Annotated in this window: 23 protein-coding genes; 14 read left to right on the plus strand and 9 right to left on the minus strand. The window is 64.5% G+C overall.

Annotated features, from left to right (window positions below; genetic code table 11):
• Positions 1 to 75 precede the first annotated feature (75 nt).
• From J2X56_RS18375 to J2X56_RS18415, 9 genes are all read right to left on the minus strand, one after another.
• A complete protein-coding gene (locus J2X56_RS18375) occupies positions 76 to 597 on the minus strand; it encodes an ureidoglycolate lyase (RefSeq protein ID WP_199725056.1) in 522 nt (173 codons plus the stop codon).
• Entirely contained in the window at positions 584 to 1,774 is a 1,191-nt protein-coding gene (locus tag J2X56_RS18380) for an amidase (protein WP_121041303.1), read from the minus strand. The genes J2X56_RS18375 and J2X56_RS18380 overlap by 14 nt, the downstream gene beginning before the upstream one ends.
• 50 nt (positions 1,775 to 1,824) lie before the next feature.
• The gene (locus J2X56_RS18385; protein ID WP_121041305.1) at positions 1,825 to 2,826 is read right to left on the minus strand and encodes an ABC transporter ATP-binding protein; all 1,002 of its coding nucleotides are present in this window, start codon (positions 2,824 to 2,826) and stop codon (positions 1,825 to 1,827) included.
• A complete protein-coding gene (locus tag J2X56_RS18390; protein WP_121041307.1) occupies positions 2,819 to 3,910 on the minus strand; it encodes an ABC transporter ATP-binding protein in 1,092 nt (363 codons plus the stop codon). The genes J2X56_RS18385 and J2X56_RS18390 overlap by 8 nt, the downstream gene beginning before the upstream one ends.
• Positions 3,907 to 4,809 (minus strand): ABC transporter permease, encoded by a 903-nt coding sequence (locus J2X56_RS18395; protein ID WP_121041309.1) that lies wholly within the window; start codon positions 4,807 to 4,809, stop codon positions 3,907 to 3,909. Before J2X56_RS18395 ends, J2X56_RS18390 begins: the two co-directional genes overlap by 4 nt.
• 1 nt (position 4,810) lies before the next feature.
• Positions 4,811 to 5,764 (minus strand): ABC transporter permease, encoded by a 954-nt coding sequence (locus J2X56_RS18400; protein WP_121041311.1) that lies wholly within the window; start codon positions 5,762 to 5,764, stop codon positions 4,811 to 4,813.
• Between the two features lie 157 nt (positions 5,765 to 5,921).
• Positions 5,922 to 7,574 (minus strand): ABC transporter substrate-binding protein, encoded by a 1,653-nt coding sequence (locus tag J2X56_RS18405; protein WP_121041313.1) that lies wholly within the window; start codon positions 7,572 to 7,574, stop codon positions 5,922 to 5,924.
• A gap of 91 nt (positions 7,575 to 7,665) precedes the next feature.
• Complete coding sequence (locus tag J2X56_RS18410; protein WP_121041315.1) at positions 7,666 to 8,361, minus strand: FadR/GntR family transcriptional regulator; 696 nt, start codon at positions 8,359 to 8,361, stop codon at positions 7,666 to 7,668.
• 294 nt (positions 8,362 to 8,655) lie between these two features.
• Complete coding sequence (locus J2X56_RS18415) at positions 8,656 to 9,879, minus strand: Bcr/CflA family multidrug efflux MFS transporter (RefSeq protein WP_121041317.1); 1,224 nt, start codon at positions 9,877 to 9,879, stop codon at positions 8,656 to 8,658.
• A gap of 471 nt (positions 9,880 to 10,350) precedes the next feature.
• Here J2X56_RS18415 and J2X56_RS18420 point away from each other — a divergent pair, with 471 nt between their 5' ends.
• The 14 genes from J2X56_RS18420 (at position 10,351) to J2X56_RS18485 (ending at position 25,291) form a co-directional block, all read left to right on the plus strand.
• Positions 10,351 to 11,685 (plus strand): extracellular solute-binding protein, encoded by a 1,335-nt coding sequence (locus J2X56_RS18420; RefSeq protein WP_310161542.1) that lies wholly within the window; start codon positions 10,351 to 10,353, stop codon positions 11,683 to 11,685.
• Between the two features lie 13 nt (positions 11,686 to 11,698).
• Positions 11,699 to 13,420: a diguanylate cyclase gene (locus J2X56_RS18425; protein ID WP_034339882.1), complete on the plus strand. Its 1,722-nt coding sequence runs from the start codon at positions 11,699 to 11,701 to the stop codon at positions 13,418 to 13,420.
• Positions 13,421 to 13,580: 160 nt separating this feature from the next.
• Entirely contained in the window at positions 13,581 to 14,408 is an 828-nt protein-coding gene (locus tag J2X56_RS18430) for a ferritin-like domain-containing protein (RefSeq protein WP_134134231.1), read from the plus strand.
• A 435-nt stretch (positions 14,409 to 14,843) separates the two neighbouring features.
• Positions 14,844 to 16,097: an urea ABC transporter substrate-binding protein gene (gene urtA, locus J2X56_RS18435; RefSeq protein ID WP_013236630.1), complete on the plus strand. Its 1,254-nt coding sequence runs from the start codon at positions 14,844 to 14,846 to the stop codon at positions 16,095 to 16,097.
• A 173-nt stretch (positions 16,098 to 16,270) separates the two neighbouring features.
• Positions 16,271 to 17,887 carry an urea ABC transporter permease subunit UrtB gene (urtB, locus tag J2X56_RS18440; RefSeq protein WP_121041323.1) on the plus strand — a complete coding sequence of 539 codons (1,617 nt, stop codon included), beginning with the start codon at positions 16,271 to 16,273 and terminating at the stop codon, positions 17,885 to 17,887.
• Positions 17,884 to 19,014 carry an urea ABC transporter permease subunit UrtC gene (gene urtC / locus J2X56_RS18445; protein WP_121041325.1) on the plus strand — a complete coding sequence of 377 codons (1,131 nt, stop codon included), beginning with the start codon at positions 17,884 to 17,886 and terminating at the stop codon, positions 19,012 to 19,014. Before urtB ends, urtC begins: the two co-directional genes overlap by 4 nt.
• The gene (gene urtD, locus J2X56_RS18450) at positions 19,011 to 19,880 is read left to right on the plus strand and encodes an urea ABC transporter ATP-binding protein UrtD (protein ID WP_121041327.1); all 870 of its coding nucleotides are present in this window, start codon (positions 19,011 to 19,013) and stop codon (positions 19,878 to 19,880) included. The genes urtC and urtD overlap by 4 nt, the downstream gene beginning before the upstream one ends.
• A gap of 18 nt (positions 19,881 to 19,898) precedes the next feature.
• The gene (gene urtE / locus J2X56_RS18455; protein ID WP_008333719.1) at positions 19,899 to 20,597 is read left to right on the plus strand and encodes an urea ABC transporter ATP-binding subunit UrtE; all 699 of its coding nucleotides are present in this window, start codon (positions 19,899 to 19,901) and stop codon (positions 20,595 to 20,597) included.
• A gap of 112 nt (positions 20,598 to 20,709) precedes the next feature.
• Positions 20,710 to 21,609: an urease accessory protein UreD gene (locus J2X56_RS18460; RefSeq protein WP_409025220.1), complete on the plus strand. Its 900-nt coding sequence runs from the start codon at positions 20,710 to 20,712 to the stop codon at positions 21,607 to 21,609.
• A gap of 90 nt (positions 21,610 to 21,699) precedes the next feature.
• Complete coding sequence (locus J2X56_RS18465) at positions 21,700 to 22,002, plus strand: urease subunit gamma (RefSeq protein ID WP_008333723.1); 303 nt, start codon at positions 21,700 to 21,702, stop codon at positions 22,000 to 22,002.
• Between the two features lie 10 nt (positions 22,003 to 22,012).
• On the plus strand, positions 22,013 to 22,357 hold the full coding sequence (locus tag J2X56_RS18470) for an urease subunit beta (RefSeq protein ID WP_204726746.1): 345 nt from the start codon (positions 22,013 to 22,015) through the stop codon (positions 22,355 to 22,357).
• A complete protein-coding gene (ureC, locus tag J2X56_RS18475; RefSeq protein ID WP_310161553.1) occupies positions 22,354 to 24,054 on the plus strand; it encodes an urease subunit alpha in 1,701 nt (566 codons plus the stop codon). The genes J2X56_RS18470 and ureC overlap by 4 nt, the downstream gene beginning before the upstream one ends.
• Before the next feature lie 18 nt (positions 24,055 to 24,072).
• Positions 24,073 to 24,606: an urease accessory protein UreE gene (gene ureE, locus J2X56_RS18480; RefSeq protein WP_121041333.1), complete on the plus strand. Its 534-nt coding sequence runs from the start codon at positions 24,073 to 24,075 to the stop codon at positions 24,604 to 24,606.
• 4 nt (positions 24,607 to 24,610) lie between these two features.
• Positions 24,611 to 25,291, plus strand: coding sequence for an urease accessory UreF family protein (locus J2X56_RS18485; RefSeq protein ID WP_310161556.1), 681 nt, complete (start codon positions 24,611 to 24,613; stop codon positions 25,289 to 25,291).
• The last annotated feature ends 31 nt before the right edge of the window (positions 25,292 to 25,322 follow it).

The raw sequence follows: 25,322 nt of genomic DNA on the forward strand, positions 1-25,322 counted from the left end.
ACTGCGCGGTCACGGCGGTGAGAATCCGTCATTATTGCAGGATTCGCCGCCACCGGCCCGACGCCGGCGTGCGGCTCAGGCCGCTGGCAACTTCACTTGTGCCTGCGTGGACATCATGACGACCTCGCAATCGACCTGCGTGGCCGCACGTTCGATGACCAGCACATCGGCTGCACCGAGGGTGATCAAGGGATGGTGCCAGACTCCGCGGCGCAGGGTGACGCCCTGTCCCGGCTCGATCACGAAGGCGGCAATGGCCGACTCATCCGGCCGCTCACCGTCGCCGGCCAGCACCGCCAGGCAGCGGCTGGCTCCCAGGGGAATGAAGCTCTGGCTGCCCAGGCGGTGGCGTTCAAAGGCGCACAGCGGATAGGTTGCCGGATCGCCCTGCCCCTGCGTGCGGAAGATGGCCACGCAGGCGCGGCCGCCCTCGTCGTCCACGTCGAGGGCGGCCACATCGTCGTAACGGCGTGTGGTACCGAAGTTGATGTCGCGCTCGGACGGGCCCGGCGCAATCAACACCCCATAGGCCGCGAAGGCCTCCTGCGTCAGCGCTTGCGCCAGGATCACGCGCGCGGCGGTGTCAGGCGCAGGCATGCATCAATCTCGCGGCATAATCGATCAACGAACGGTCACTGCCGGGCGGTGCAATCAGGGACAGTCCGAACGGCGCGCCATCGAGTTGCATCAAGGGCAGCGAAATTTGCGGGCATCCCGACAGCCCGGACAGGCAGAGCATGCGCACCGCCTGGTTGCGATAGTCTTCCAGCGACTGTTCCGAATCGGTCAGCAGCGGTGCCGCATCCGGCGCGCTGGGCAAGAGCAACACGCCGTCGTTGCCCAGCAGGCCGGTAAAGGCGGCGCGGAAGGTCTCGCGCACGGCGCTGTGCTCCTGCATCTGCTGCGCCGTGATGGTGGCCGACCAGGCAAAGCGTTCGGCCACGCCCGGCCCCAGCTGGAAGCCGTAACGGCTGATGTTCTCACCATGGGCCTGCCAGGCCTCGTAGCCCTGGATGTGACGAAACGCCCAGTACAGCGCATCAAAGGAAGGGGTCGCCGCCGCAACCGGCTGCGGCACACCCAGCACGCCCGCCAGGCGCTCCAGCACCTGCGCAAACCGGGACTGCACGTGCGGCGCCAGCAGGCCCAGCACGTCGCTGGCAACCAGCACACGCGGCGCCTGAGGCAAGGGTGCGCTGTCCTCGCCCAGCAAGACCGCGCCCGCGCGGGCGAATACGTCCATGTCGCGTGCAAACCAGCCGCAGGTGTCGAAACTGCGCGCCAGGTCCATCACCCCCGCAAGCGGTACGCGGCCATGAGTGGGCCGCAAGCCGATCAGGCCGCAATGGCTGGCCGGCACCCGGACCGATCCGCCGGTATCGGTGCCCAGCGCCAGGTCGGCCAGGCCGTTGGAGACCGCCGAGGCCGATCCGGAACTGGAGCCGCCCGGAATCCGCTCGGGCGCGCCGCCATTGCGAGGCGTGCCGAAGTGGGCGTTCTTGCCGTTCATCGAGAAGGCCAGTTCATCGGTGACCACCTTGCCGACGAATTGCGCGCCCGCTTGCAGCAGCGACTGCACCGCCGGGGCAGACGCGGCCTTGATGCCGGACAGGGCCAGCATGTGCGGATTGCCGCAGCCGGTGGGATAGCCCTCCACATCGAAGATGTCCTTGACCGCCAGGCGCACGCCGGCCAGGGGGCCGCTGGCGGCCTGCGGCTGGGGCACGAAGGGATAGGGGACGAAGCAGCGGGCGGTGAAAGCATCGGCACTCATGCGGTTTCCTTGTCAGGTCGGTGTGGGTGGGAGAGCGGCGCGGTCATGGATCAGGCTGCAGCCAGCTGCAGTGCTTCGGCGCGCAGGCAGCGTACCGTATGTTGCTCGCCCACGGATTGTTCGACCGGCTGCCGCGTCAGGCAATCGGCCTGCGCATGCGGGCAGCGCTCGGCGAAGGCACAGCCCGGCGGCAGGTTGGCCAGGTCGGGCGGTGCGCCGGGGATGGTCTGCAGGCGCTGGCCCTTCTGCATGGCGCCGTGGCTGCGGCTTTGCAGCAGCGACATGGTGTAGGGATGGCGCGGCTGGGTCAGCAGTTGCGAGGCCGGTCCCTGCTCGACGATGCGTCCGGCATACATCACCGCGATGCGGTCGGCCACTTCGACGGCCGCGCCGATGTCGTGGGTGACGAAGATGATCGACAGGCCCAGCTCGCGCTGCAGCTCGCGCAACAACAGCAGGATCTGGATCTGCACCGTGGCATCGAGCGCCGTGGTGGGCTCATCGGCCAGCAGAACCTTGGGCGAGCAGGACAGCGCCAGTGCGATCATGGCGCGCTGGCGCATGCCGCCGGACATCTCGTGGGGATAGGCATCAAGCCGCCGTTCCGGGCTGGGAATGCGGACCTTCTCGAACAGCGCCAGTGCCTGTGCACGGGCCTGGGCGGCCGAGACCTTCTTGTGGCGGCGGATGGTCTCGGCGATCTGCGCCCCCACCGTATAGACCGGATCGAGCGCCAGCAAGGGTTCCTGGAAAATCATGGCCACGCTGTCGCCGCGCAGGGCCGACAGTTCGCGGCCGGTCATCGCCAGGACATCGCGGCCATCGACTTCCAGTCCACCTTCGATACGGGTGCGCGCCTCGGGATGCAGCCGCATGATGGAACGCAGCGTGACGCTCTTGCCCGAGCCCGATTCACCGATCAAGGCCACCACCTCGCCCTCGGCCACCTCCAGGTCCACGCCGCTGACGGCGCGGATGGTCTTGCCGGGGGCCTTGAAGGTCACCCGCAAGTCATGCAGGCGCACCATCGTTTTCTTGGAAGCATCAGCCATGTTGCAGCTCCTTGTTCAGCATGCCGGCTTCGAATCCGGTGTCGTCATAGCCACTGCCGGCCTCATAGCGCAGGCAGGCCACGCCGTGTTCCGGTGCGGCCTCGACAAAGGCCGGCGCGCGCTGCTGGCAGACCGGCTGCGCGAACTGGCAGCGGGTATGGAAGCGGCAGCCCGGGGGCGGGTTGATGGGATTGGGCGGGTCGCCCGCCAGCGGCGCTTCTTCGGTGCGGCGGCTGGGGTCCATGCTGGGCATGGAGCGCAACAGCGCGCGCGTGTAGGGATGGCGCGGTGTGTCGAACACCTGCTCGGCCGGACCGACCTCGACCACCTGGCCCAGGTACATCACCAGCACGCGGTCGGAGATGAAACGGACCACGTTCAGATCGTGGCTGATGAACAGATAGGTAAGGCCGAATTCCTGCTTCAGGTCCAGCAGCAGGTTCAGCACCTGCGCCTCCACCGATTTGTCCAGCGCCGAGACGGCCTCATCCAGGATCACCAGGCGCGGCTCCAGCGCCAGGGCGCGCGCGATGTTGACGCGCTGGCGCTGGCCGCCGGAGAGCTCGTGTGGATAGCGTCCGGCGAAGCGTTCCGGCTGCAGGCCCACCCGCGCCAGGAGGCTGCGGGCACGGACGATGGCTTCACGCGCGGGCAGGCCATGTACGGTGGGCGCAAAGGCGATCGAATCCTCGATGGTCATGCGCGGATTGAGCGAGGAATAACTGTCCTGGAACACCATCTGCGCCTGGCGCCGGAACTGGCGCAAGGGCATGGCGCGCGATCCTACGGTCTGGCCGTCGAAGACCAGTTCGCCGCTGTCCTGCTCGATCAGCTGCATCAGCACGCGCGCCGTGGTGGACTTGCCGCAGCCGGATTCACCGACTACGCCCAGGGTTTCGCCTTTCATGATGTCGAAGCTCACGCCATCGACTGCGCGCACCGCATGGGCCGGACCGCGCAGCAGGGGCAGGCCCTGCTGCTTGAGCGGAAAGTGCTTCAGCAGTTGACGCACGCCCAGCAGGGGCTGGCGCGGGCCGCCGACATCACGCGGATCCTGGTTCAGGAGCGAGGCAGACAGGCTCATTGCTTGACCTCCATGGCCGAGCGCAGGCCGTCGGACAACAGGTTGAAGGAAATCGAGGTGACGAAGATGAAGGCGCCCGGCAGGGCCGCTACCCAGGGCTGGGTGTAGATGGCGGTGCGCAGGGTGTTCAACATCAGGCCCCATTCCGGCTCGGGCGGCTTGACGCCCAGGCCGAGGAAGGACAAGCCCGAGGCCAGGATCATAGAGACCGAAATGAGGCTGGTGGAATAGACGAAGATCGGTCCCAGCACATTGCCCAGGACATGCGCGCGCACGATGGTGAAGGCGCTGGCCCCTGAGGCGCGCGCCGCATCGACGTAATCGCTGCGCCGCACCTGGGTGGTGACGCTTTCTGCAATGCGCGCGATCTGCGGGACGAAGACGATGGTCAGCGAGGTGAGCGCATTGAAGATGCCCGCACCCAGCGCCCCCGACAGGGCAATGGCCAGCAGTACCGAAGGAAAGGCGTAGAGGATATCGATGCTGCGCATGATGGCGGTGTTGGTGAAGCCGCCGGCGTACCCGGCCACAATGCCCAGCGCACTGCCGATGACGAAGGCCAGCAGCACCGGCGTGATGCCCATGAACAGCGACAGCCGGCCACCCAGCAGCAGGCGCGAGAACATGTCCCGCCCCAGTTCGTCGGTGCCCAGCAGATGGCCGGCGGTGCCGATGGGTTTCAGGCGCGAAAACATCGAGGCGGCAAACGGATCGCCCGGCATCACCCAGGGGGCGGCGATGGCCGCCACGATCAGCAGCAGCAGCACGGCGGCGGCGATCATGGCACCGGGATTGCGCACCAGGCGCGCACCGACGTTGGCCCAGTGGCCACGCGAGCGGCGCATGGCGGTGGCCGGCTCGGCCGTCTTGAGGGCGGGGACGGAAGTGGAGAGGTTCATGTCAGGCTCGCTCGATACGGGGGTCGAAGATGGTTTGCAGGACATCCACCAGCAGGTTCAGCGCCACGAAGAACGTGGCCAGCACCAGGATGCTCCCCTGCAGCAGCGGCAGGTCGCGCTGGAAGATGGCCTGGTTGAGCAGGAAGCCGGTCCCGGGCCAGGAAAACACGGTTTCGATCAGGATCGAACCACCCAGCAGATAACCCAGTTGCAGGCCCATGACGGCCAGTGCGGTCGGTGCCGCATTCTTGACCACGTGGCGCAAGACGCCAGCGTCCGACAGGCCGCGCGCCTTCAGGCCCACCACGAATTCCTGGGCCAGGATGTCGGCCACCAGGGCGCGCACGGTACGGGCGATGATGCCCATGGGGATGAAGGACATGGTCACGGCCGGCATGAGCAGGTACTTCATGTGCTCCAGGTCCCAAACCCAGGCGCCCGATCCATCGGGGCCGGCACCGGTGGCGGGCAGCCACATCAGCTTGGAAGAGAACACGATCACCAGCACCATCCCCAGCCAGTAATGCGGCACCGACACGCCCACCACCGAAATGAAGGAGGCGGCGCGGTCCACCCAGGAATTGCGGAAGTAGCCCGCCACGAAGCCGAACAGCGAACCGAACACGAAACCGATCAGCGTAGCCACGGCCGCCAGCATGAAGGTATTGCCGACCGCCTTGAACACTTCTGCGGCGACCGGACGGCCGGTCGCGATCGAGCTGCCGAGGTCGCCGTGCAGGGCGCGCCAGACCCAGCTCAGGAATTGCTCGGGATAGCTGCGGTTGAATCCGTAGATTTCCATGAGCTGCTTTTGCAGGTCGGCCGAGGCATCCGGCGGCAGGATCGAGACCAGCGGATCACCCGGGGCGATGTGGACCAGCATGAAGCAGAGGAAGGCCACGCCCAGCATGATGGGCAGGGCATAGAGAAAGCGTCGTATCAGGTAGGCGATCATGGCAGTTCCGGCGACGGGTCAGGTGCTGCGGCGGCAGTGCCGCAAAAGGTGCTTGGTGCGAAAAACGTCACGGTGCAGAAAACGTCAAGCCTGGTGCAGAAAACGTCAGCGGCGCCGGCGCACTGCGGCGCCGCTGATGTGCTCCTGCGTCAGGGCATCAGTCCATGCTCATGGTGGCGATGTCGATGAACCAGCTCTGCGGCTGCACCACGCCCTTGACCTTGGCGGAGATGGCACGCGGGCCGGTGTCGTGGGCCACCCAGACGAAGGGCGCTTCATCGACGATCTTGGCGTGCAGCTGGGCCAGCAAGGCGTCACGCTGCTTGGGATCGAAGGTGGTGCGCGCCTTGGCGATCAAGGCATCGACGTCGGCGTTGCTGTAGAAGCCCCAGTTGTTGGAGGTCGGCGGGGCAGCCTTGGTATCGACGAAACGCACCATGGCAAAGAACGGGTCCATGGAGGCGAAGCTGACGTTGATCGCATTGGCACCGTGCGCGCTGGGGTCCTTGGCACCGATGCGCCAGTTGGTATAGAGGGTGTTCCACTCGATGACGTCGAACTGCACGTCGAAGAAGCACTCCTTCAGGTTCTGCTGCATGAACTCGTTCATCGGCAGCGGCTGCATCTGACCGGAACCGGAGGCCGAGATCTGCACCTTCACCGTCAGCGGCTTGGCGGCCGAATAGCCGGCTTCGCTCATGAGCTTCTTGGCGGCCGCCGGATCGTACTTGATCTGGAAGCTCGGGTTGCCGCGCCACGGATGGCCGGGTTCGACAGTACCGGTGGCTTCACCCATGAGTCCGCCCAGCAGCTGCTTCATCGCCGGACGATTCACGCACAGGTTGGCTGCATGGCGCACACGCTTGTCCAGCCAGGGCGAGCCGGGCACGAAGGACAGCTGCCACGGCCACACGTGGGGCTGCGGATTGGAATAGATCTTGAAGCCGCGCGCCTTGATCGCGTCCAGTGCATCCGGTGCGGGCGCTTCGATCCAGTCGACCTGGCCCGACATCAGGGCCGCGGTGCGCGAGTTGGCTTCGGGCAGCGGCAGCATCACCACACGATCGATCTTGGGGCGGCGTGCGGCATCCCAGTAGCCGTCGTTCTTGACCACTTCCAGCCGCTCGCGCGGGACGAACTTGGCCATCTTGAAGGGGCCGGTGCCGGAAGCATCGGCGGCGAAGGCAGCCCAGGCCTGCTTGCTGCGCTCGGCCTTGTCGGTCACCGAGGCCGGCACGGCAGCCAGTTTTTTCTCCCATTGGGCGGGCGAGGCCATGAACAGGTTGGTGAGGTTGATCGGCAGGAACGAGTCCGGCTCGGCGGTCGTCAGTTCCACGGTGAGATCATCGATCTTGCGCGCCGAGCGCAGGGTGGGCATGCGCGAGGCGGTGGTGCCGACCTGGCTGGGGTCGAATTGCACGGCGTTCTTGTCGAGCACCTTGTTGACGTTCCAGACAACGGCGTCGGCGTTGAAGGCCGAGCCATCATGGAATTTCACGCCGGGACGCAACTTGAAGATCCATTTGGTCTTGTCCTTGGCATCGACCTGCCACGATACGGCCAGGTCGGGGATCAGTTCGCTGGCCTTGTCGGCTTTGGACAGGTCCCATTGCGTGAGCCCGTCATACATGGGAATGCCGGTGAAACGGTTGCCCTCGAAGCCCTGGTCGGGCTGGCCCAGCGTGCGCGGGATATCGCCGGCGGTCATGGCGATGCGCAATACTTTTTCGGCGTGGGCCGGCAGGCTGGCCAAGGCGCCGAAGGCCAGGGTACAGGCCAGCGTGAGGGGGAGGGTCTTGGATAATTTCATATCGGTGCTTTCCTGGTTGAGGGACGACGATGGAAACAACGGATGCCACTGAAACTGCGCGAAGCCAAGAACGAGATCAGCTGCCCTGCTTTCAGGGCGGTGAGAATGAGAGACCAACGCGTTGGGCGGCGTTGACGATGTGCTGCTGCATGGCCTGGCGCGCGCCGTCGATGTCACCGGCAGAGATGGCGGCCGCTATCGCGCGATGCTCCACGGCGGGTGCCCAGATGCGTTCGCGGTCGGCGAAGGGCACGCGCAGGCTGTGGCTGATGGGGCGCTCGAACTGCCGCACCACCTGGGAAAAGGCGGGGTTGCCGGAGAGCTCGGCCAGCAGCTGATGGAATTCCAGGTCGGCGTGCGAAGCGCTGACCAGGTCGAGATTCTTGAGCGCCTCCTCGAAGCGCGCCTGGATCCCCCACAGGCGCGGAGTGGCATGAGCGCTGATGTGGCGCGCGGCCAGGGCGGCCCCGGCCGACTCCAGCGTATAGCGCAGCTGGAACACAGCCGCCAGGTCCAGCGCCGCAGCGGCTGTGCCGCCTTCACCGGCGGGTGGCTGGGGCGGGGCCACGCGGCCCTCCTGGCGTGGGCTCACCAGCGTGCCCTTGCCGGGAACGGAACGGATGAAGCCCAGCGCCTCCAGCATCGACAAGGCCTCCCGCAGCGACGCGCGGCTGATGCCCATGGACTCGGCCAGTTCGCGCTGGCTGGGCAGCATGGCGCCGGGCGCATAGGTGCCGGAGAGAATCTGGCGCTGCAGGGTCTGTGCTGCGATGTTGGGCATGCTCATGGTGGAGGTCCTTGTTGGCCTGACTGGTCAGACCGCGAAGGGCTCATCAGCAATGAGCGTGCCACCCGGCCGCGTGGTAGCCGCAAACCCGGCTGCGGTGCGGCTTTGCACGCCGGGACGTAACCCGCCGATCCTCGTGCAGCGAGGTGCGACCATGTGCGTTCTTGAGGCGAAACGCACCCCGGGGGTGAGCGCAATCCCGAAAATCGCGCAAGCCATCGGTGCCGCGCGGACACAAAAAAGCCCGGCGCGTGGCCGGGCTGGAGATGGATTGGTGGAACCGGGCAGTGGCGCTCAGTTCACCGCCGGCGTCACCGGCTCATGCTTGGCCACGAAGTGATACAGCAGGAAGGCGCTCACGCCGCAGATGGCCATCACCGACACCAGCGGCAAGGCCGTGCCGTCATGCCACAGGCTCATCACCACACCCGAGAGCACGCCCATGCCGAACTGCAGCGTACCCATCAAGGCGGCGGCGGTGCCGGCCTGGCGGCCCTGGTGCTTGAGCGCGATGGCGGTTGCATTCGGGCCGGTAAAACCATAAGCCGTGAGGAAACCGAAGAAACCGAACAGCAGCAGCGGCAGGCTCTCCAGTCCGGCCAGGACCGCCAGCACCACCGCCAGCGACAGGCCGGCCGGTACCCACAGTACACGGCCCAGCACGCGTTCGGCCGAGCGCTTGACCACCAGGCGCGCATTGATCTGCGAAGCGGCAATCAGGCCAATGGCGTTGGAGGCAAACACGAAACCGAAATACTGCGGCTTGATCCCGTGCAGCTCGATCACCACGAACGGACCGCCTGCGATGTAGGCGAACATGCCCGCCTGCACCAATCCTCCGCACAGCACGAAGGACATGAACTGGCGATGGCGCAGCAAACCCCAGTACTGGCGCAAGGTGCGGCCCAGATGCAGCGGTTCGGCACGGGAGACATCCACCGTTTCGGTCAGGTACTTGCGCGTGCCGAGCATGCACAGCAGGCCGAAGATCGTCAGCACCACGAAAATGCCGCGCCAGCTGGCGAAGACCAGCATCAGGCCGCCGATGAAAGGAGCGAGGATGGGTGCCAGGCCAAATACCAGCATCAGCATCGAGAACGCCTTGGCCGAACCCTCGGCCCCCATGCGATCACGCACCATGGCGCGCGGGATCACCATGCCGGCGCTGCCGCCCAGCCCCTGGAACAATCTCAGCACGATCAGTGTCTCAATGCTCTGTACAAAAATGCACAGCAGGGAGCATACGAAATACAAGGCGATCCCGAAGAACAAGGGCGGTTTGCGGCCGAAGCGATCCGACAGCGGACCATAGAACATCTGCCCGACGGCCAGGCCGACGAGGAAAGAAGCGAGCGTGAGCTGGACCAGGTTGGTGCCCACGCCGAGTTCCTTGGCGATGGCAGTGAAGCTGGGCAGGTACATGTCGATGGCCAGCGCACCCAGCGCAGTCAAGGCTGCCAGGACGGCCAGCCATGGGGGAAATTTGCCCATGGAGAGCGAAGTATCTTTGTTGTGCATGTGGAATTCGGTGAGACAGCCGCATCGCCGGCAGTGAGGACGATGCCAACAGGTTGAAGCAAGGTGAAGCGCGATCGCCCCGAAAGGCGTGAGGGGCACATTATAAGGGCCTGTTCATTTTCGTTCAGGCGGCACATCAAGGCGGACGTAATTGCGCCGTGGCAAAAGCTGAACAAAGACAAGAAATACACACGCGGTTCGTGCAGGACGATGTAAAAGCTGGCAAACTTGTTGTCATTGTTCTCACATGCCAGGATCGTGCAAAGGGAGCGGCAGGTAGGCGCAACGCGGGCTGCAGCGGGTCAGGTGACACAGATCACCATGACTGCGCGAAGGTCAACGCGGCACCATGCGCATTGCTGTAAAACAAGAAAAGTTTAGCCGCAGGGGAAATCGATGCGTGGCCGATATACGCCAGCAGTAACAGGCGTGCCTGATCCGGGTTGCCACTCCAGCTGCGGGCAGTCAGGCATGACAGGGTACGCCAAGCGCGGACTCAGAATCTTCATCGCGGGGGTGGCGTCAGCACTCCTGCTGATGGCTTGCGAGCGTGGCGACGACAGCGGCAGCACTGCCACGGCCACCACAGCCACCGCAGCCGCCGAACCGGTGGTGCTCACCGCGCTGGTCTGGGCACCCGACTGGTCCGAGGAAATGCATCGCGTGGCCGATGCCTTCTCGCTCAAGCATCCCGAGGTGCGGATCAACCTGCAATTCATGATCGGCAATTCCGTCGAGGAAAACCTCAAGCCGCGCGCCGCCACCGACAGCCTGCCCGACATCGTCTCGGTCAACGCCAATCCGTATACGGCCACCCTGGCGGACCAGGGCTTGCTGGCCGACATCGGCGATACCCAGGCCTGGGGCAACATGCTGGAGGTCCTGCAACGCGAATGGACCTCGCCGGGCGGGCGGCGCTACGGCATTCCCTCGGGCGTGGCCACCACCCTGATCTACTACAACCGCGACATGTTCGACCGCGCCGGCATCACTGCACCACCGGCCGACTTCGAGTCCTTCCTGGCGGCCGGCGCCGCACTGCGCAAGGCCGGCCTGGTGCCGCTGGCGCTGCGGGGTGGCTTCCCCAACATGCTGGGCAATGGTCCCTTCAGCTACGGCTTCGCCAACCAGATCGCAGCCAAGGTCCCCGACTGGCGCACCCGCATCGCCAATGGCACCCTGCAGCTGGACAATGCGGACGGCGCGGCCATCTTTGCGCGCCTGCGTACGCTGGTGGAGCAGAAGATGGTGCAGGCCGACTGTCTGCGCGCCGGCTACGACACGACCCTGCGCCAGTTCGCCGAAGGCCGCGCAGCGATGACCTTCCAGGGCAGCTGGGCCGCCGGCACGCTGATGAATGCGCGCGGCATGCGGGTAGGCGTGTTCGTGCCGCCATGGAATGACAAGGGCCAGCCGCTCAAACCGGTGCTGGGCAGCGAGACCGGCTTTGCAGTGGCCCAGCACAGCGGCGCGCGGCAACGGCAGGCGGCGGTGCAGTTCCTGGACTTCCTCTACGGTCCGGGGATGCCGATCTGGCAAGCCAAGCGGCAGAACATTCCGCCGTTCCGCGTGATCGCGGCCGATGTGAAAGGCGATCCCGCGCTCTTCGCGCTGGTCGACCAGATGACGCGCGATGCCGCCGCCAGCAATGCCCCGGGACTGTATTACTCGGTGCTGCCGGTCAATACCATAGACGTCCTGCATCCACTCCTGCAGAGCGTGCTGTCGGGCAGCCAGACCCCGGCGCGGGCCGCGCGCCTGCTGCAGGACTCCATCACCGAACAGGCACGCCTGTCGGCCAGGTAAGGGAGCGCGTTCGATGAAAAAACGGCTCGACTTTTTCTGGCTGGGATTCCTGCGCAAGATCGAAATCCGCTACCGGCTCATCAATTCCTTCATCCTGGTCTCGCTGGTGCCGCTGGTGATCTCAGGTCTGCTGGCCTATCGCGAAACCACCCGTGCCACCCAGGAGAAGGTACACACCTACTCGGTCCAGGTGGTCAAGCAGATCTCGCAGAACCTGATGCTGCGCATGGAAAAGATCGAGGACACCAGCGAGGAGCTGGCGCTCTCCGACAAGCTGCAGCGCCTGCTGGGCGACTATTACAGCGGCGACGAAGCCACCAGTGCTGCGGCCCGCAGCGGGGTGGCGCGCGTGCTGCTGGACACCTATGGATCGCTGCCGGACGTGAACCAGAAATACCTGCTGGACCGCAAGCGCCAGGTCATCGATCCGCAGATCTTTGCGCCGCTGGCCAGCAACATCACCCGCGTGGCGGAGGAGGCGCCAGACCTCGGCGGACGCGGCTGGTGGACGCTCTACAACGGCGGCCATGGCCAGAAGAGCGTGGCCATGCTGCGCGAGATCCGCTTCACCGGCAACAACCGCGCTGCCGGCGTGCTCTTCGTCGGCGTGCGGCCGAGCTACTTCTTCAGCATCTTCGAGGGCGTGGACCTGGGCTATGACTCCAGTCTGTTCATCGTGGATGCGAGCGATGGCACGGTAGTCGTGCAGGGACGCGATACCAGCTTCAGCCGTGCCGATCCGGCCTTGCTGGAGGGCATCACGGCCAGCGTGGGACAACGCCGCACCAGCGACTTCATCGCCTACACGCGCGCCGACAAGACGCGCTACTACGCCGCCATCGCCCAGTTGCCGCACACCTCATGGTGGGTAGTCAGCGCCACGCCAAGCGACAAGCTCAACGCCGACACCCGCTCGGTGCGCGACAAGATCATCGCCATCGGCCTGCTGTGCTTTGCCGCTTCACTGTTGCTCTCGGCGCTGATCGCGCGCAGCATCAGCGTGCCGCTGCAGCGCCTGGTGGCGGCCATGAAGGAAGCCGGCAGCGGCGATACCACGGTGCGCGTGGAACAGGCCGGCGGCGACGAGATCGCCATCCTCTCGCGCAAGTTCAACGAGATGGCCGGCAAGCTGCAGCAGAACAAGGAAGAACTGGAAGACCAGGTCGCCCGCCGCACGCGCGAGCTGGAGCTGGCCAATCGCAAGCTGGAAGCGCTCTCGGCCACCGATGGCCTGACCGGGGTGGCCAACCGGCGTCGCTTCGACGAAGTACTCGACAGCGAGCTGCGGCGCTCGGTGCGCTCCGGCCATGCGCTGGCGCTCCTGATGCTGGACGTGGATTACTTCAAGAAATACAACGACCGCTACGGCCACGTGGCCGGGGACGAATGCCTGCGCATCGTGGCGCGCGTGCTGCAGAAGAGTTCGCGCCGCGCTACCGACCTGGTAGCACGCTATGGCGGCGAGGAGTTCTGCGTCATCATCGCCGAGAGCGATACCGCCCATGCCCTGCAGCAGGCCGAGCACATCTGCCAGGCCATCTTCGAACTCAAGCTGCCGCATGCCGATTCGCCCTTCGGCTACATCACGGCCAGTATCGGCGTGGCCTCGCTGCAGCCGGATGAGCACACCAGCGCCGAACAACTGCTGCGCGTGGCCGACCAGGCGCTGTATCACGCCAAGTACCAGGGCCGCAACCGCGTGGTGCTGGGCAGTGACGCGACCAGCAACCTGTGATCGGGTAGAGTCGCCCGGACCGGTCCACCTGACGAAATGCTGACGTCGCGCGACGCTTTGCAAAGTTGCGTCAAGACGCCGGCGGCGGCCCTGAACCAATGTCATCGCGCTGCATCATATCGCTATGCCCACCATCACTTTGAGAAGAGAGGTATAGCAGATGAACCCGAGTCGCCAAGAAAAAAAACACTGGACCATCGATGACATCGACCTGAGCCGCATCGACCGCGAGCGGGTGCGGCAGAATGAAGACCTGTTCTACCTGGTGGCCTGCGCTTCCTTCGTCGAAAGCGGTTCCGACCTCTACACCCACAACCTGGTGGAATTCTACAAAGGCGATGCCGAGGTCGAGACCTGGTTGCGCGAGCAATGGGAACAGGAAGAGCTGCAGCACGGCGCGGCCCTGCGCGCCTATGTCGAGCATGTCTGGCCGGAGTTCGACTGGCCGCGCGCCTACCAGGGCTTCCTCAACGAATATTCGCAATACTGCAAGGTCGAGCTGCTCGAACCGACACGGGCCCAGGAGCTGGCCGCGCGCTGCGTGGTCGAGACCGGCACCTCCACCTATTACCGGGCGCTGGCGCGGGCCACCGACGAGCCGGTCCTGAAGCACCTGGCCGGGCTCATCGCCAATGACGAGGTCAATCACTACAAGCATTTCTACCAGTACTTCCGCCGCTATCGCCGCGAAGAAAACATCGGCCGCTCGCGCGTCTTCGGCACCCTCAGCCGCCGCACCCTGGAACTGAAGAGCGAGGACGCCGATTGCGCCATCCGTCACGTGGTGATGGTGTACAAGCCGGAACTGGCCGCCGATCCGGCGCGCGTGAAGGAACTGGCCTCGCGCATGAGCCGTACCGTGCGCGTCAATCTCAAGCCCGAAACCACCATCAAGATGATCATGCGGCCGCTGGAGTTGCCGGTGACCCTGCAGAACATGATCGAATTCCCCTTGCGCCAGTTCATGCAGCACGTGCTGCTGCGCTGATCCCGCGCCGGAGGGTGGTCCGCCAGGACCATCTTCCGGCCCAAGCGCCGGGCAGGCACCGCAATGGATCACGCCGCCTGCTGCCCCATCGTTCAGGATGTGCTCACTATTGTGAACAATCTGTCTCACCCCTCAGGAAGTTGATCCACTTGCCGCAAACCCGCCTCCACTGGCGCTTTGCGCGGCGCACCAAGATCGCGCACCGCCGAGCGCCAGGCTGGTGAGTGTTGCCGCAGCGACATGGGACTGTCGACAATGGCGCTCGGCTTTGGTGCGCAATCCTGGCGTGCCTGACAACATTCTTCCCGCACCGTGCCCCTCCCCGCCCCGCTTTGATGCAGCCCGCAGGCCCTTGGCGGGGCATTGGCACGCAATCTGCTAAAGCGACTGGGCAGTGAAAAAAATCTTCCAAAACTTTTCTCGAGGGAGCACCACATGTCACGTCGTACCGTACTGAAAGCCACCGCTCTGGGCGCATTCGCACTGGCCGCATCCTCCTGGCTGCCTTCGGCCTTCGCTGCCGACACCATCAAGGTCGGTATCCTGCACTCGCTGTCGGGCACCATGGCGATTTCCGAAACGTCCCTGAAGGACGTGGCCCTGATGACCATCGACGAAATCAACGCCGCCGGCGGCGTGATGGGCAAGAAGCTCGAACCGGTGGTGGTCGACCCCGCCTCGAACTGGCCGCTGTTCGCCGAAAAGGCCCGCCAGCTGATCTCCCAGGACAAGGTCTCGGTAGTCTTCGGCTGCTGGACTTCGGTGTCGCGCAAGTCGGTGCTGCCGGTCTTCAAGGAACTGAACAGCCTGCTGTTCTACCCGGTGCAGTACGAAGGTGAAGAACTGGAGAAGAACGTCTTCTACACCGGTGCTGCCCCCAACCAGCAAGCCATTCCCGCCGTGGAATACCTGATGTCCAAGGAAGGCGGCGGCGCCAAGCGCTTCGTGCTGCTGGGCACCGACTACGTCTATCCGCGTACCACCAACAAGATCCTGCGCGCCTTCCTGCACAGCAAGGGTGTGAAGGATTCCGACATCGACGAGGTCTACACCCCGTTCGGCCACTCCGATTACCAGACCATCGTGGCCAACATCAAGAAGTTCTCCGCAGGTGGCAAGACGGCCGTGATCTCGACCATCAACGGCGACTCCAACGTGCCCTTCTACAAGGAACTGGGCAACGCCGGCCTGAAGGCGACCGACGTGCCGGTGGTGGCATTCTCGGTGGGTGAAGAAGAACTGCGCGGTGTCGATACCAAGCCGCTGGTGGGCCACCTGGCCGCCTGGAACTACTTCGAATCGGTGAAGAATCCGGTCAACACCGCCTTCATCAAGAAGTGGAAGGAATACGCCAAGGCCAAGAACCTGCCCAACGCCGATACCGTCGTGACCAACGACCCGATGGAAGCCACCTACGTCGGCATCCACATGTGGGCACAGGCCGTGGAAAAGGCCAAGTCCACCGACACCGACAAGGTGATCGCCGCCATGGGTGGCCAGACCTACAAGGCACCGTCGGGCTACACGCTGGAAATGGACAAGACCAACCACCACCTGCACAAGCCCGTCATGATCGGCGAAATCAAGGCGGACGGTCAGTTCAACGTGGTCTACAAGACCAAGACCACCATCCGCGCACAACCCTGGAGCCCGTACATCCCGGGCAACGAAAGCAAGCAGAAGAACTAAGCTTGCGGTTGTTGTAGTTCATGGCGTTCTTCGGAGCGCCTTCCGTACGCCGCCGGACGGCGTATGGAAGGCGCTCCGTCCGCCGCAATGCATCTCCCTCCACAAGAAAACCGCCCGACGACTCGCCCCGGCCACCGCATTGACCGGCCCGCGCTTCGAGGCGCACACCGACCATGAAACCAGCCATCCAGTTCCTACGCGGGCTGCTCGCGACCTGGCTTTGCGTCCACGCCCTGGGGGCGTTCGCAGCCATCGATCCGGCCCTGCTCAAGCCCCTTGGCGGAGACGACCCCGACGCGCGCATCGACGCCGTCAACCAGATTGCCGCGCTGGCCAATGAAGACGCGCTCAAGATCCTCAACGCCTTGAACAGCGACGCGCTCTACGTCACCCCCGCCGGTGACGTGCTCATCGTCGACGACGCGGGCAAGGCGTTCAATCCGGCCAATGACCAGACCGGCCCGGCGCCCGATGACGCCGAAGGCATCACCGTCAACAACCGCCTGCGCGGTGCTGTCGATGGCGCGCTCTCGGGCCTGAAGCTGCTCTCACCGCAGCGCGACCAGCGCCTGGCCGCCGCCGGTGAATTGCTCAAGAATGCCGACCCGGCGCAGATCCCGCTGATCGAAAAAGCGCTCGCCAAGGAAAGCGATCCGCAGATCAAGGACGTGCTGCAGCAGGTGCAAGCCACCGCCAACCTGCATTCGGCCGACCCGGCGGCACGCCGCGCGGCCGTCAAGAAACTGGCCGAGACCACCAATGCCTCGTTGAAGCCGGTGCTGGAAAACATGCTGGCCAAGAATCCCGATGGCTCCTACGTCGAAGCCGATGAAGGCGTGCGTATCGAAGCAGTGCGCACCCTCTCCGCACTGGACCGCCACCTGGCCATCGTCGACTTCGCCGGCAAGCTGTTCTATGGCGTCTCGCTGGGCAGCGTGCTGCTGCTGGCCGCGCTGGGCCTGGCCATCACCTTCGGCCTCATGGGCATCATCAACATGGCCCACGGTGAGCTGCTGATGATCGGTGCCTACACCACCTACGTGTGCCAGCTGGTGTTCCGCAAATTCTTCCCCGGTGCCATCGATGCGTATCTGGTGGTGGCACTGCCGGCCGCCTTCATCGTGGCCGCAGCGGTTGGCATCGCGCTGGAGCGCCTGGTGATCCGCTGGCTCTATGGCCGTCCGCTGGAAACCCTGCTCTGCACCTGGGGCATCAGCCTGATGCTGATGCAAGGTGTGCGCTCCATCTTCGGTGCGCAGAACGTGGAAGTGGCCAACCCGAGCTGGATGTCGGGCGGCGTGACCGTGCTGGGTTCGCTGGTGCTCTCCTACAACCGCATCGTGATCGTGTTCTTCGCGCTCTTCGTGGTGTTCGCGGTGTGGCTGATCCTGAACAAGACGCGCCTGGGCCTGTTCGTGCGCGCCGTCACCCAGAACCGCCGCATGGCCGACTGCGTGGGCGTGTCCACCGGCAAGATCGACATGATGACCTTCGGCCTCGGTTGCGGCATCGCCGGTCTCGGTGGCGTGGCCCTCTCGCAGCTGGGCAACGTCGGTCCCGACCTGGGACAGGGTTACATCGTCGACTCCTTCATGGTGGTGGTGCTGGGTGGCGTGGGCCAGCTGGCCGGGACCGTCATCGCAGCCTTCGGCCTGGGCGAAGTCAACAAATTCCTGGAACCGATGGCCGGTGCCGTGCTGGCCAAGATCGCCATCCTGGTCTTCATCATCGTATTCATCCAGAAGCGTCCGCAAGGCCTCTTCGCACTCAAGGGAAGGAGCGTGGAATGAGCACCATGATCATGCGCCCCTCGCTGTTCAATCGCCCGTCCTGGACCGGCATCGTCATCTGCACCATCGTGCTGGCACTGCTGCCGGTGTGCAACCTGCTGTTCCCCGCAGATAGCGCGCTGCACGTGTCCTCCTACACCGTCGCTTTGGTCGGAAAGTTCATGTGCTATGCCATGGCTGCGCTGGCCCTCGACCTGGTGTGGGGCTACACGGGCATCCTCTCGCTGGGGCATGGCGTTTTCTTCGCACTGGGCGGATACGCCCACGGCATGTACCTGATGCGCGCCATCGGCCGTGACGGCGTGTACCAGAGCAACCTGCCTGACTTCATGGTGTTCCTGAACTGGAAGGCCTATCCCTGGTACTGGTGGATGACCGACCACTTCTGGTTCTCCATGCTGCTGGTGGTGCTGGTGCCGGGTCTGCTGGCCTTCGTGTTCGGTTACTTCGCGTTCCGTTCGCGCATCAAGGGCGTGTATTTCTCCATCATCACGCAAGCGATGACCTTCGCCTTCATGCTGCTGTTCTTCCGCAACGATACCGGCTTCGGCGGCAACAACGGCTTCACCGACTTCAAGCGCATCCTCGGCTTCACCATCACCGCACCGGCCACCAAGGCGGTGCTGTACCTGGTGACGCTGGCGCTGCTGTTCGGTGCCCTGGTCCTGTGCCGCATGATCGTCACCTCCAAGCTGGGCCGCGTGCTGCAGGGCGTGCGCGATTCCGAATCACGCCTCATGTTCATCGGCTACAACCCGCTGTGGTTCAAGCTCTTCGTGTGGACGCTGTCGGCCGTGATCTGCGGTATCGCCGGTGCCCTGTACGTACCACAGGTGGGCATCATCAATCCTTCCGAGATGTCGCCGGCCAACTCCATCGAGATGGTGATCTGGGCGGCCGTCGGTGGCCGTGGCACGCTGATCGGACCGATCATCGGCGCCTTCACGGTCAATGGCTTGAAGAGCTGGTTCACTGCGGCCTTCCCGGACCTGTGGCTGTATGCGCTGGGGCTGATCTTCATCCTGGTCACGCTGTTCCTGCCGCAGGGCATCCTGGGCCTGGTGCAGAAATTCAAGAAACGCGATGCCGCGTCCGCTGAGGGCAGCGCATCCAAGGAGGCCGCATGAGTGCCATCGAACCCGGCAAGAATCCAGTCGCCATCGGCGGCCTGGGCGGCAACGTCGATACGCCCCGCGCCGACCACGGCGCATCCTACGAACGCATCAAACCCGAAGGCGTCGATACCACCCACGGTGCCATCCTCTATCTGGAAAACATCACGGTGTCCTTCGATGGCTTCAAGGCCATCAACAACCTGAACCTGGATATTTCGGTCGGTGAATTGCGCTGCATCATCGGTCCCAACGGTGCGGGCAAGACCACGATGATGGACGTCATCACCGGCAAGACCCGGCCCACGTCCGGCACCGCCTTCTTCGGCCAGACCATCGACCTGACCAAGATGACCGAATACGAGATCGCGCATGCGGGCATCGGCCGCAAGTTCCAGCGCCCGACGGTGTTCGAGCAGCACACCGTGTTCGAAAACCTGGAACTGGCGATGAAGATGGACAAGCGCGTCAAGACCACGCTCTTTGCGCGACTGTCCTCGGAGCAGATCGGCAAGATCGAGGAAATCCTCAAGCTGATCCGCCTGAACGGCCAGGAACATCGCGTGGCCGGCCTGCTCTCGCACGGGCAGAAACAGTGGCTGGAAATCGGCATGCTGTTGATGCAAGAACCGCAATTGCTGTTGCTGGACGAACCGGTGGCCGGCATGTCCGACGCCGAGACCGCCCGCACCGCCGAGCTGTTGAACGAGCTGCGCGGCAAGCATTCCATCATGGTGGTGGAACACGACATGGGCTTCGTCGAAGAGATCGCCCAAGGTGGCAAAGTGACCGTGCTGCATGAAGGATCGGTGCTGGCCGAAGGCAACATGCGCCAGGTGCAATCCAACGAGCGCGTCATCGAAGTCTACCTGGGACGATAAGAGCGGAGACCATCATCCATGCTGCAAGTCAATGAACTGAACCAGTACTACGGCGCGGCGCATACGCTGCGCGGCGTCTCGCTCGATGTGCAGAAGGGCAAAGTCTTGTCCCTTCTGGGCCGCAATGGCGTGGGCAAGACCACGCTCCTGAAATGCCTGATGGGCGTGCTGCCGGTGGCCAAGGGCAACGTCAGCTTCGAAGGCCAGGACATCACCCGTCTCAAGCCGCACCAGCGCGCCAAGCTGGGCATCGCCTACGTGCCGCAGGGACGCGAGATCTTCGCGCGCCTGACGGTGGAAGAAAACATGCTCATGGGCATGGCTACGCTGTCGGGCCGCCGTGCCTCCACCATCAAGGGCGAGGTCTATGAACTCTTCCCGGTGTTGAAGGAAATGCTGCATCGTCGCGGCGGCGATCTTTCCGGCGGCCAGCAGCAGCAGCTGGCCATCGCCCGGGCACTGCTGGCCGAGCCCAAGCTGATCATCCTGGATGAACCGACCGAAGGCATCCAGCCCTCCATCATCAAGGACATCGGCCGCGTCATCAGCCTGCTGCGCCAGCGCGGCGACATCGGCATCCTGCTGTGCGAGCAGTATTTCGACTTCGCCCGCGAACTGGCCGATACCTTCGTGGTGATGTCGCGCGGCGAAGTGGTCGCGGCCGGCACCCAGGATCAGATGGATGGCGAGGACGTGAAGAAGCATCTGGCGGTCTGAGGCCGTCGCACAGGAAGGCTGCGCGTTTGCAGCGGGTCTGCTATAAAGTCGCATGTTCGCGGCCAGGCAGTCCGCTTGCACACGCCGCCTTCCACGCAATGAAGAACCAGGTATGAAACGACTCCCCGGCCATCCGGAACCCGCCAGCATGCCGGCTCCCGCGACACCAGGCGCGCCCCTGCGGCATGCGCCGGACCAGGCACGCCTGGCGTTGGGCTTTGCCGACGACAAGGGCACCACGCGCCTCATGCGCCGCCAGCACTTCGGCCCCCTGCGCGTGCAGAAGCCGCTCTATCCCGAAGATCCCTCCATCTGCCACGCCATCATCGTCCACCCGCCGGGCGGCATCGTCGGTGGCGACCAGCTCTCCATCACCGCCGAGGTGGGCGAGCGCGCCCATGCGCTGCTGACCACGCCCGGTGCGGGCAAGTGGTATCGCGCCAACGGCCAGTCCTCGCGCCAGGCCGTCAGGCTCGACGCAGCAGCCGGGGCCACGCTGGAATGGCTGCCGCAGGAAACCATCTTCTTCGATGGCGCCGACGTGCGCATGGAACATGAAGTGACCCTGGCCGCCGACGCCGCTTACCTGGGCGCGGAAATCCTCTGCTTCGGCCGTACCGCGTCGGGCGAAACCTTCGACACCGGTGCCGTCAGCCAGCGCACCAACATCCGCCGCGGCGGCAAGCTGGTGTGGTTCGAGCAGGGCCGCCTGCAGGCGGAGGCAGGCGCCATGCAAGGCCCGCTGGCGCTGGACGGGCAGACCATCTGTGGCACCTTGATCGCCGTGGGCGATGGCATGGATGCGGCACTGCTCGGACGGCTGCGCGAGACCATCGGCGCCCTGCAGCTGGAAGGACGCAGCGGTGCCACGCTGATGAAGCAGGTGCTGATCGCGCGCTACATGGGGCCATCCAGCCTGGTGGCGCGGCAGTGGCTGCATGCGGCCTGGCATGTGCTGCGCCCGGCGGTCACCGGCAAGCCGGCGGCCATTCCGCGCATCTGGAATACATGAATACGACGTAAAACGCTGCATCAGGAAAACTGAATCAAGCCTCGCCCTGCGTTATAGAACCTGAAGGCCATCCAACGGCCAGGAGCCAACATGGAACTGACACCAAGAGAAAAAGACAAGCTGCTCATCTTCACCGCTGCCCTGCTGGCCGAGCGCCGCAAGGCCCGTGGCCTCAAGCTCAACTATCCGGAAGCGGTGGCGCTGATCACCGCCGCCATCATGGAAGGCGCGCGCGACGGCAAGACCGTGGCCGAGCTGATGTCCGAGGGGACCACCATCCTGACCCGCGACGATGTCATGGAAGGCGTGCCCGAGATGATCCCCGACATCCAGGTCGAAGCCACCTTCCCCGATGGCAGCAAGCTGGTCACCGTCCACCATCCGATTCCTTGAGGAGCGCGTCATGATTCCAGGCGAAATGCTGGTCGAACCCGGCGACATCGAACTCAATGTCGGCCGCCCCACCGTGACGGTGACGGTGGCCAACAGCGGCGACCGTCCCATCCAGGTCGGCTCCCACTTCCATTTTTATGAGACCAATCCGGCACTGCGCTTCGAACGCGAAGCGGCCTATGGCATGCGCTTGAACATCGCGGCCGGGACGGCGGTGCGCTTCGAGCCCGGACAGGAACGCACGGTGGAACTGGTGGCGCTGGCAGGGGACCGCCGCGTCTACGGCTTCAATGCACTGGTGATGGGCAAGCTGAAGGCCCGGCATGGCAACGACAAGAAGGGGCAAACCAAATGAGCAAGATTTCCCGTTCGGCCTATGCCGAAATGTTCGGCCCCACCGTCGGCGACCGCGTGCGCCTGGCCGATACCGCGCTGTTCCTGGAAGTGGAGAAGGATTACACGGTCTATGGCGAGGAAGTGAAATTCGGCGGCGGCAAGGTGATCCGCGACGGCATGGGCCAGTCGCAGCGCCCCCATGCCGAGGTGATGGATACCGTCATCACCAATGCGCTCATCGTCGATCACTGGGGCATCGTCAAGGCCGACATCGGCATCAAGTCGGGCAAGATCGCCGGCATCGGCAAGGCCGGCAATCCCGACATCCAGCCCGGCGTGACCATGGCCATCGGCGGCGCCACCGAGATCATCGCCGGTGAAGGCATGATCGTCACCGCCGGCGGCATCGACAGCCACATCCACTTCATCTGTCCGCAGCAGATCGAGGAAGCGCTCATGAGCGGCGTCACCACCATGCTGGGCGGCGGCACCGGTCCGGCCGTCGGCACGGCCGCCACCACCTGCACACCCGGTCCCTGGCACATTCACTCCATGCTGGCCGCAGCGGACGCCTTCCCGATGAACCTCGGTTTCCTCGGCAAGGGCAACGTCAGCCTGCCGTTGCCGCTGGAAGAACAGATCCGCGCCGGTGCCATCGGCCTGAAGCTGCACGAGGACTGGGGCTCGACGCCTGCGGCCATCGACAACTGCCTGACGGTGGCCGACCGCATGGATATCCAGGTGGCCATCCACACCGATACGCTCAATGAGGGCGGCTTCCTGGAGCACACGCTGGCGGCCTTCAAGGACCGCACCATCCACACCTTCCACACCGAAGGCGCGGGCGGCGGCCACGCGCCGGACATCATCGCGGCCGTGGGCGAGGGCAACGTGCTGCCGTCCTCGACCAACCCGACGCGTCCCTTCACGGTCAATACCCTGGACGAACACCTGGACATGCTGATGGTCTGCCATCACCTGGACCCGGCCATCGCCGAAGACATCGCCTTTGCCGAATCGCGCATCCGCCGCGAGACCATCGCCGCCGAAGACATCCTGCATGACATCGGCGCGATCTCCATGATGTCTTCCGACTCGCAGGCCATGGGCCGCGTGGGCGAAGTCATCCTGCGTACCTGGCAGACCGCGCACAAGATGAAGGTGCAGCGCGGTTCGCTCAAGGAAGATACCTCGCGCAACGACAACTTCCGCATCAAGCGCTACATCGCCAAGTACACCATCAACCCGGCCATCACCCACGGCATCTCGCACGTGGTGGGTTCGCTGGAAGTGGGCAAGATCGCCGACATCGTGCTGTGGAAGCCGGCTTTCTTCGGGGCCAAGCCCTCGATGATCCTGAAGAGCGGGATGATCGCGGCCGCCCAGATGGGTGACCCCAATGCCTCCATCCCGACCCCGCAGCCGGTGCATTACCGGATGATGTTCGGTGCCTATGGCGGTGGCTTGAAGACCTCGATGACCTTCGTCTCGCAGGCGGCCTTCGATGCCGGCATCGGTGAACAGCTCAAACTCAACAAGCCGGTGGTGGCCGTGAAGAACATGCGCAACCTGCGCAAGCGCGACATGATCCACAACGGGGTCACGCCGAAGATGGAAGTCGATTCCGAGACCTATGAAGTGCGCGCCGATGGCGAGCTGCTGGTGTGCGAACCGGCGGTCTCGCTGCCGCTGGCACAACGTTATTTCCTGTTCTGATTTTCATTAGATTTTTTCATGCTCACTCTCAATACCAAGATAGCCCAGGCCGAGCAGATCGACGGCGAACTGGAACTGCCCTATGACCAGCGCGAGAAGAGCCGCCTGCGTGCCACCCTGCGTTCCGGTGAAGACGTGGCGGTGTTCACCGTGCGCGGTACGGTGCTGCGCGATGGCGACCTGCTGCGCGGCGATGATGGCCGCGTGGTCAGGATCATCGCCAAGGCCGAAGCGACCTATCGCGTCGATGCGGCCGATGCGCACCTGCTGCTGCGTTGCGCCTTCCACCTCGGCAATCGTCACACCCAGGCGCATGTGGGCCATGAAGGGGGCGTCGGTTTCCTGCGCATCCGCAAGGACCCGGTGCTGAAGGAAATGCTGGAAGGGCTGGGTGCGCGCGTCTCCGAAGAACTGGCGGCCTTCGAGCCGGAAGCGGGGGCCTATGGCGGCGGTCATCACCATCATGGCGATGACCATCACCACAATCCGCTGGCACCGATTCCGCTGCGCCAGAAAATCCATCGTCCCGGCGACAAGAAGGAAGAGGGCTGACTCCATGCAAGCTGCTGCCTTGCTGCATCTGCTGCAACTGAGCAGCCCGTCCTTGCCGATCGGCGCCTACAGCTATTCGCAAGGGCTGGAGGCGGCCATCGAGTGCGGGCGCGTGGGCAGCGAAGCCACGGCCCGTGCCTGGATCGGCCATGCGCTGCATGAAGTGGTGGCGCGTTTCGAGGCCCCCATCTTTGCGCGGCTGGTGGCAGCCTTCGAGGCCCGTGATGCAGAAAAGGTCACCTTGTGGACCGAACGCTTCATCGCGGCCCGCGATACTTCCGAGTTTCGTGCCGAAACCATTCAGATGGGCTATTCGCTGGGCAGACTGGCGACCGACCTGAAGCTGGGCGATGAGACCTTGCTGGCCATCCTGCAGGCGCAGCCGGAACTGCCGCTGCCAACCTCCCTGGCCTTTGCTACCGTGGCCCTGCAGGTGCCGCGCGAGGCGGCGGTGCTGGGCATGCTGTTCGCCTGGGCCGAGAACCAGGTGCTGGCCTGCGTGAAGACGGTGCCGCTGGGCCAGGTGGCGGGGCAGCGTATCCTGCTGTCGCTGCAGCCTGAACTGGAAAAGGCCGCGGCCACCGCGCTGACGCTGGAGGATGACGAGCTGTGCAACTGGGCACCGGGCCTGTCGCTGCTGTCGATGCAGCATGAGGTGCAGTACAGCCGCATCTATCGTTCTTAATTATTGAAATCGTTTATATCGTTTTCGTTTC

Origin of the sequence: Herbaspirillum sp. 1173 (assembly GCF_031455335.1) — a bacterium.
Classification (GTDB): domain Bacteria; phylum Pseudomonadota; class Gammaproteobacteria; order Burkholderiales; family Burkholderiaceae_D; genus Herbaspirillum; species Herbaspirillum huttiense.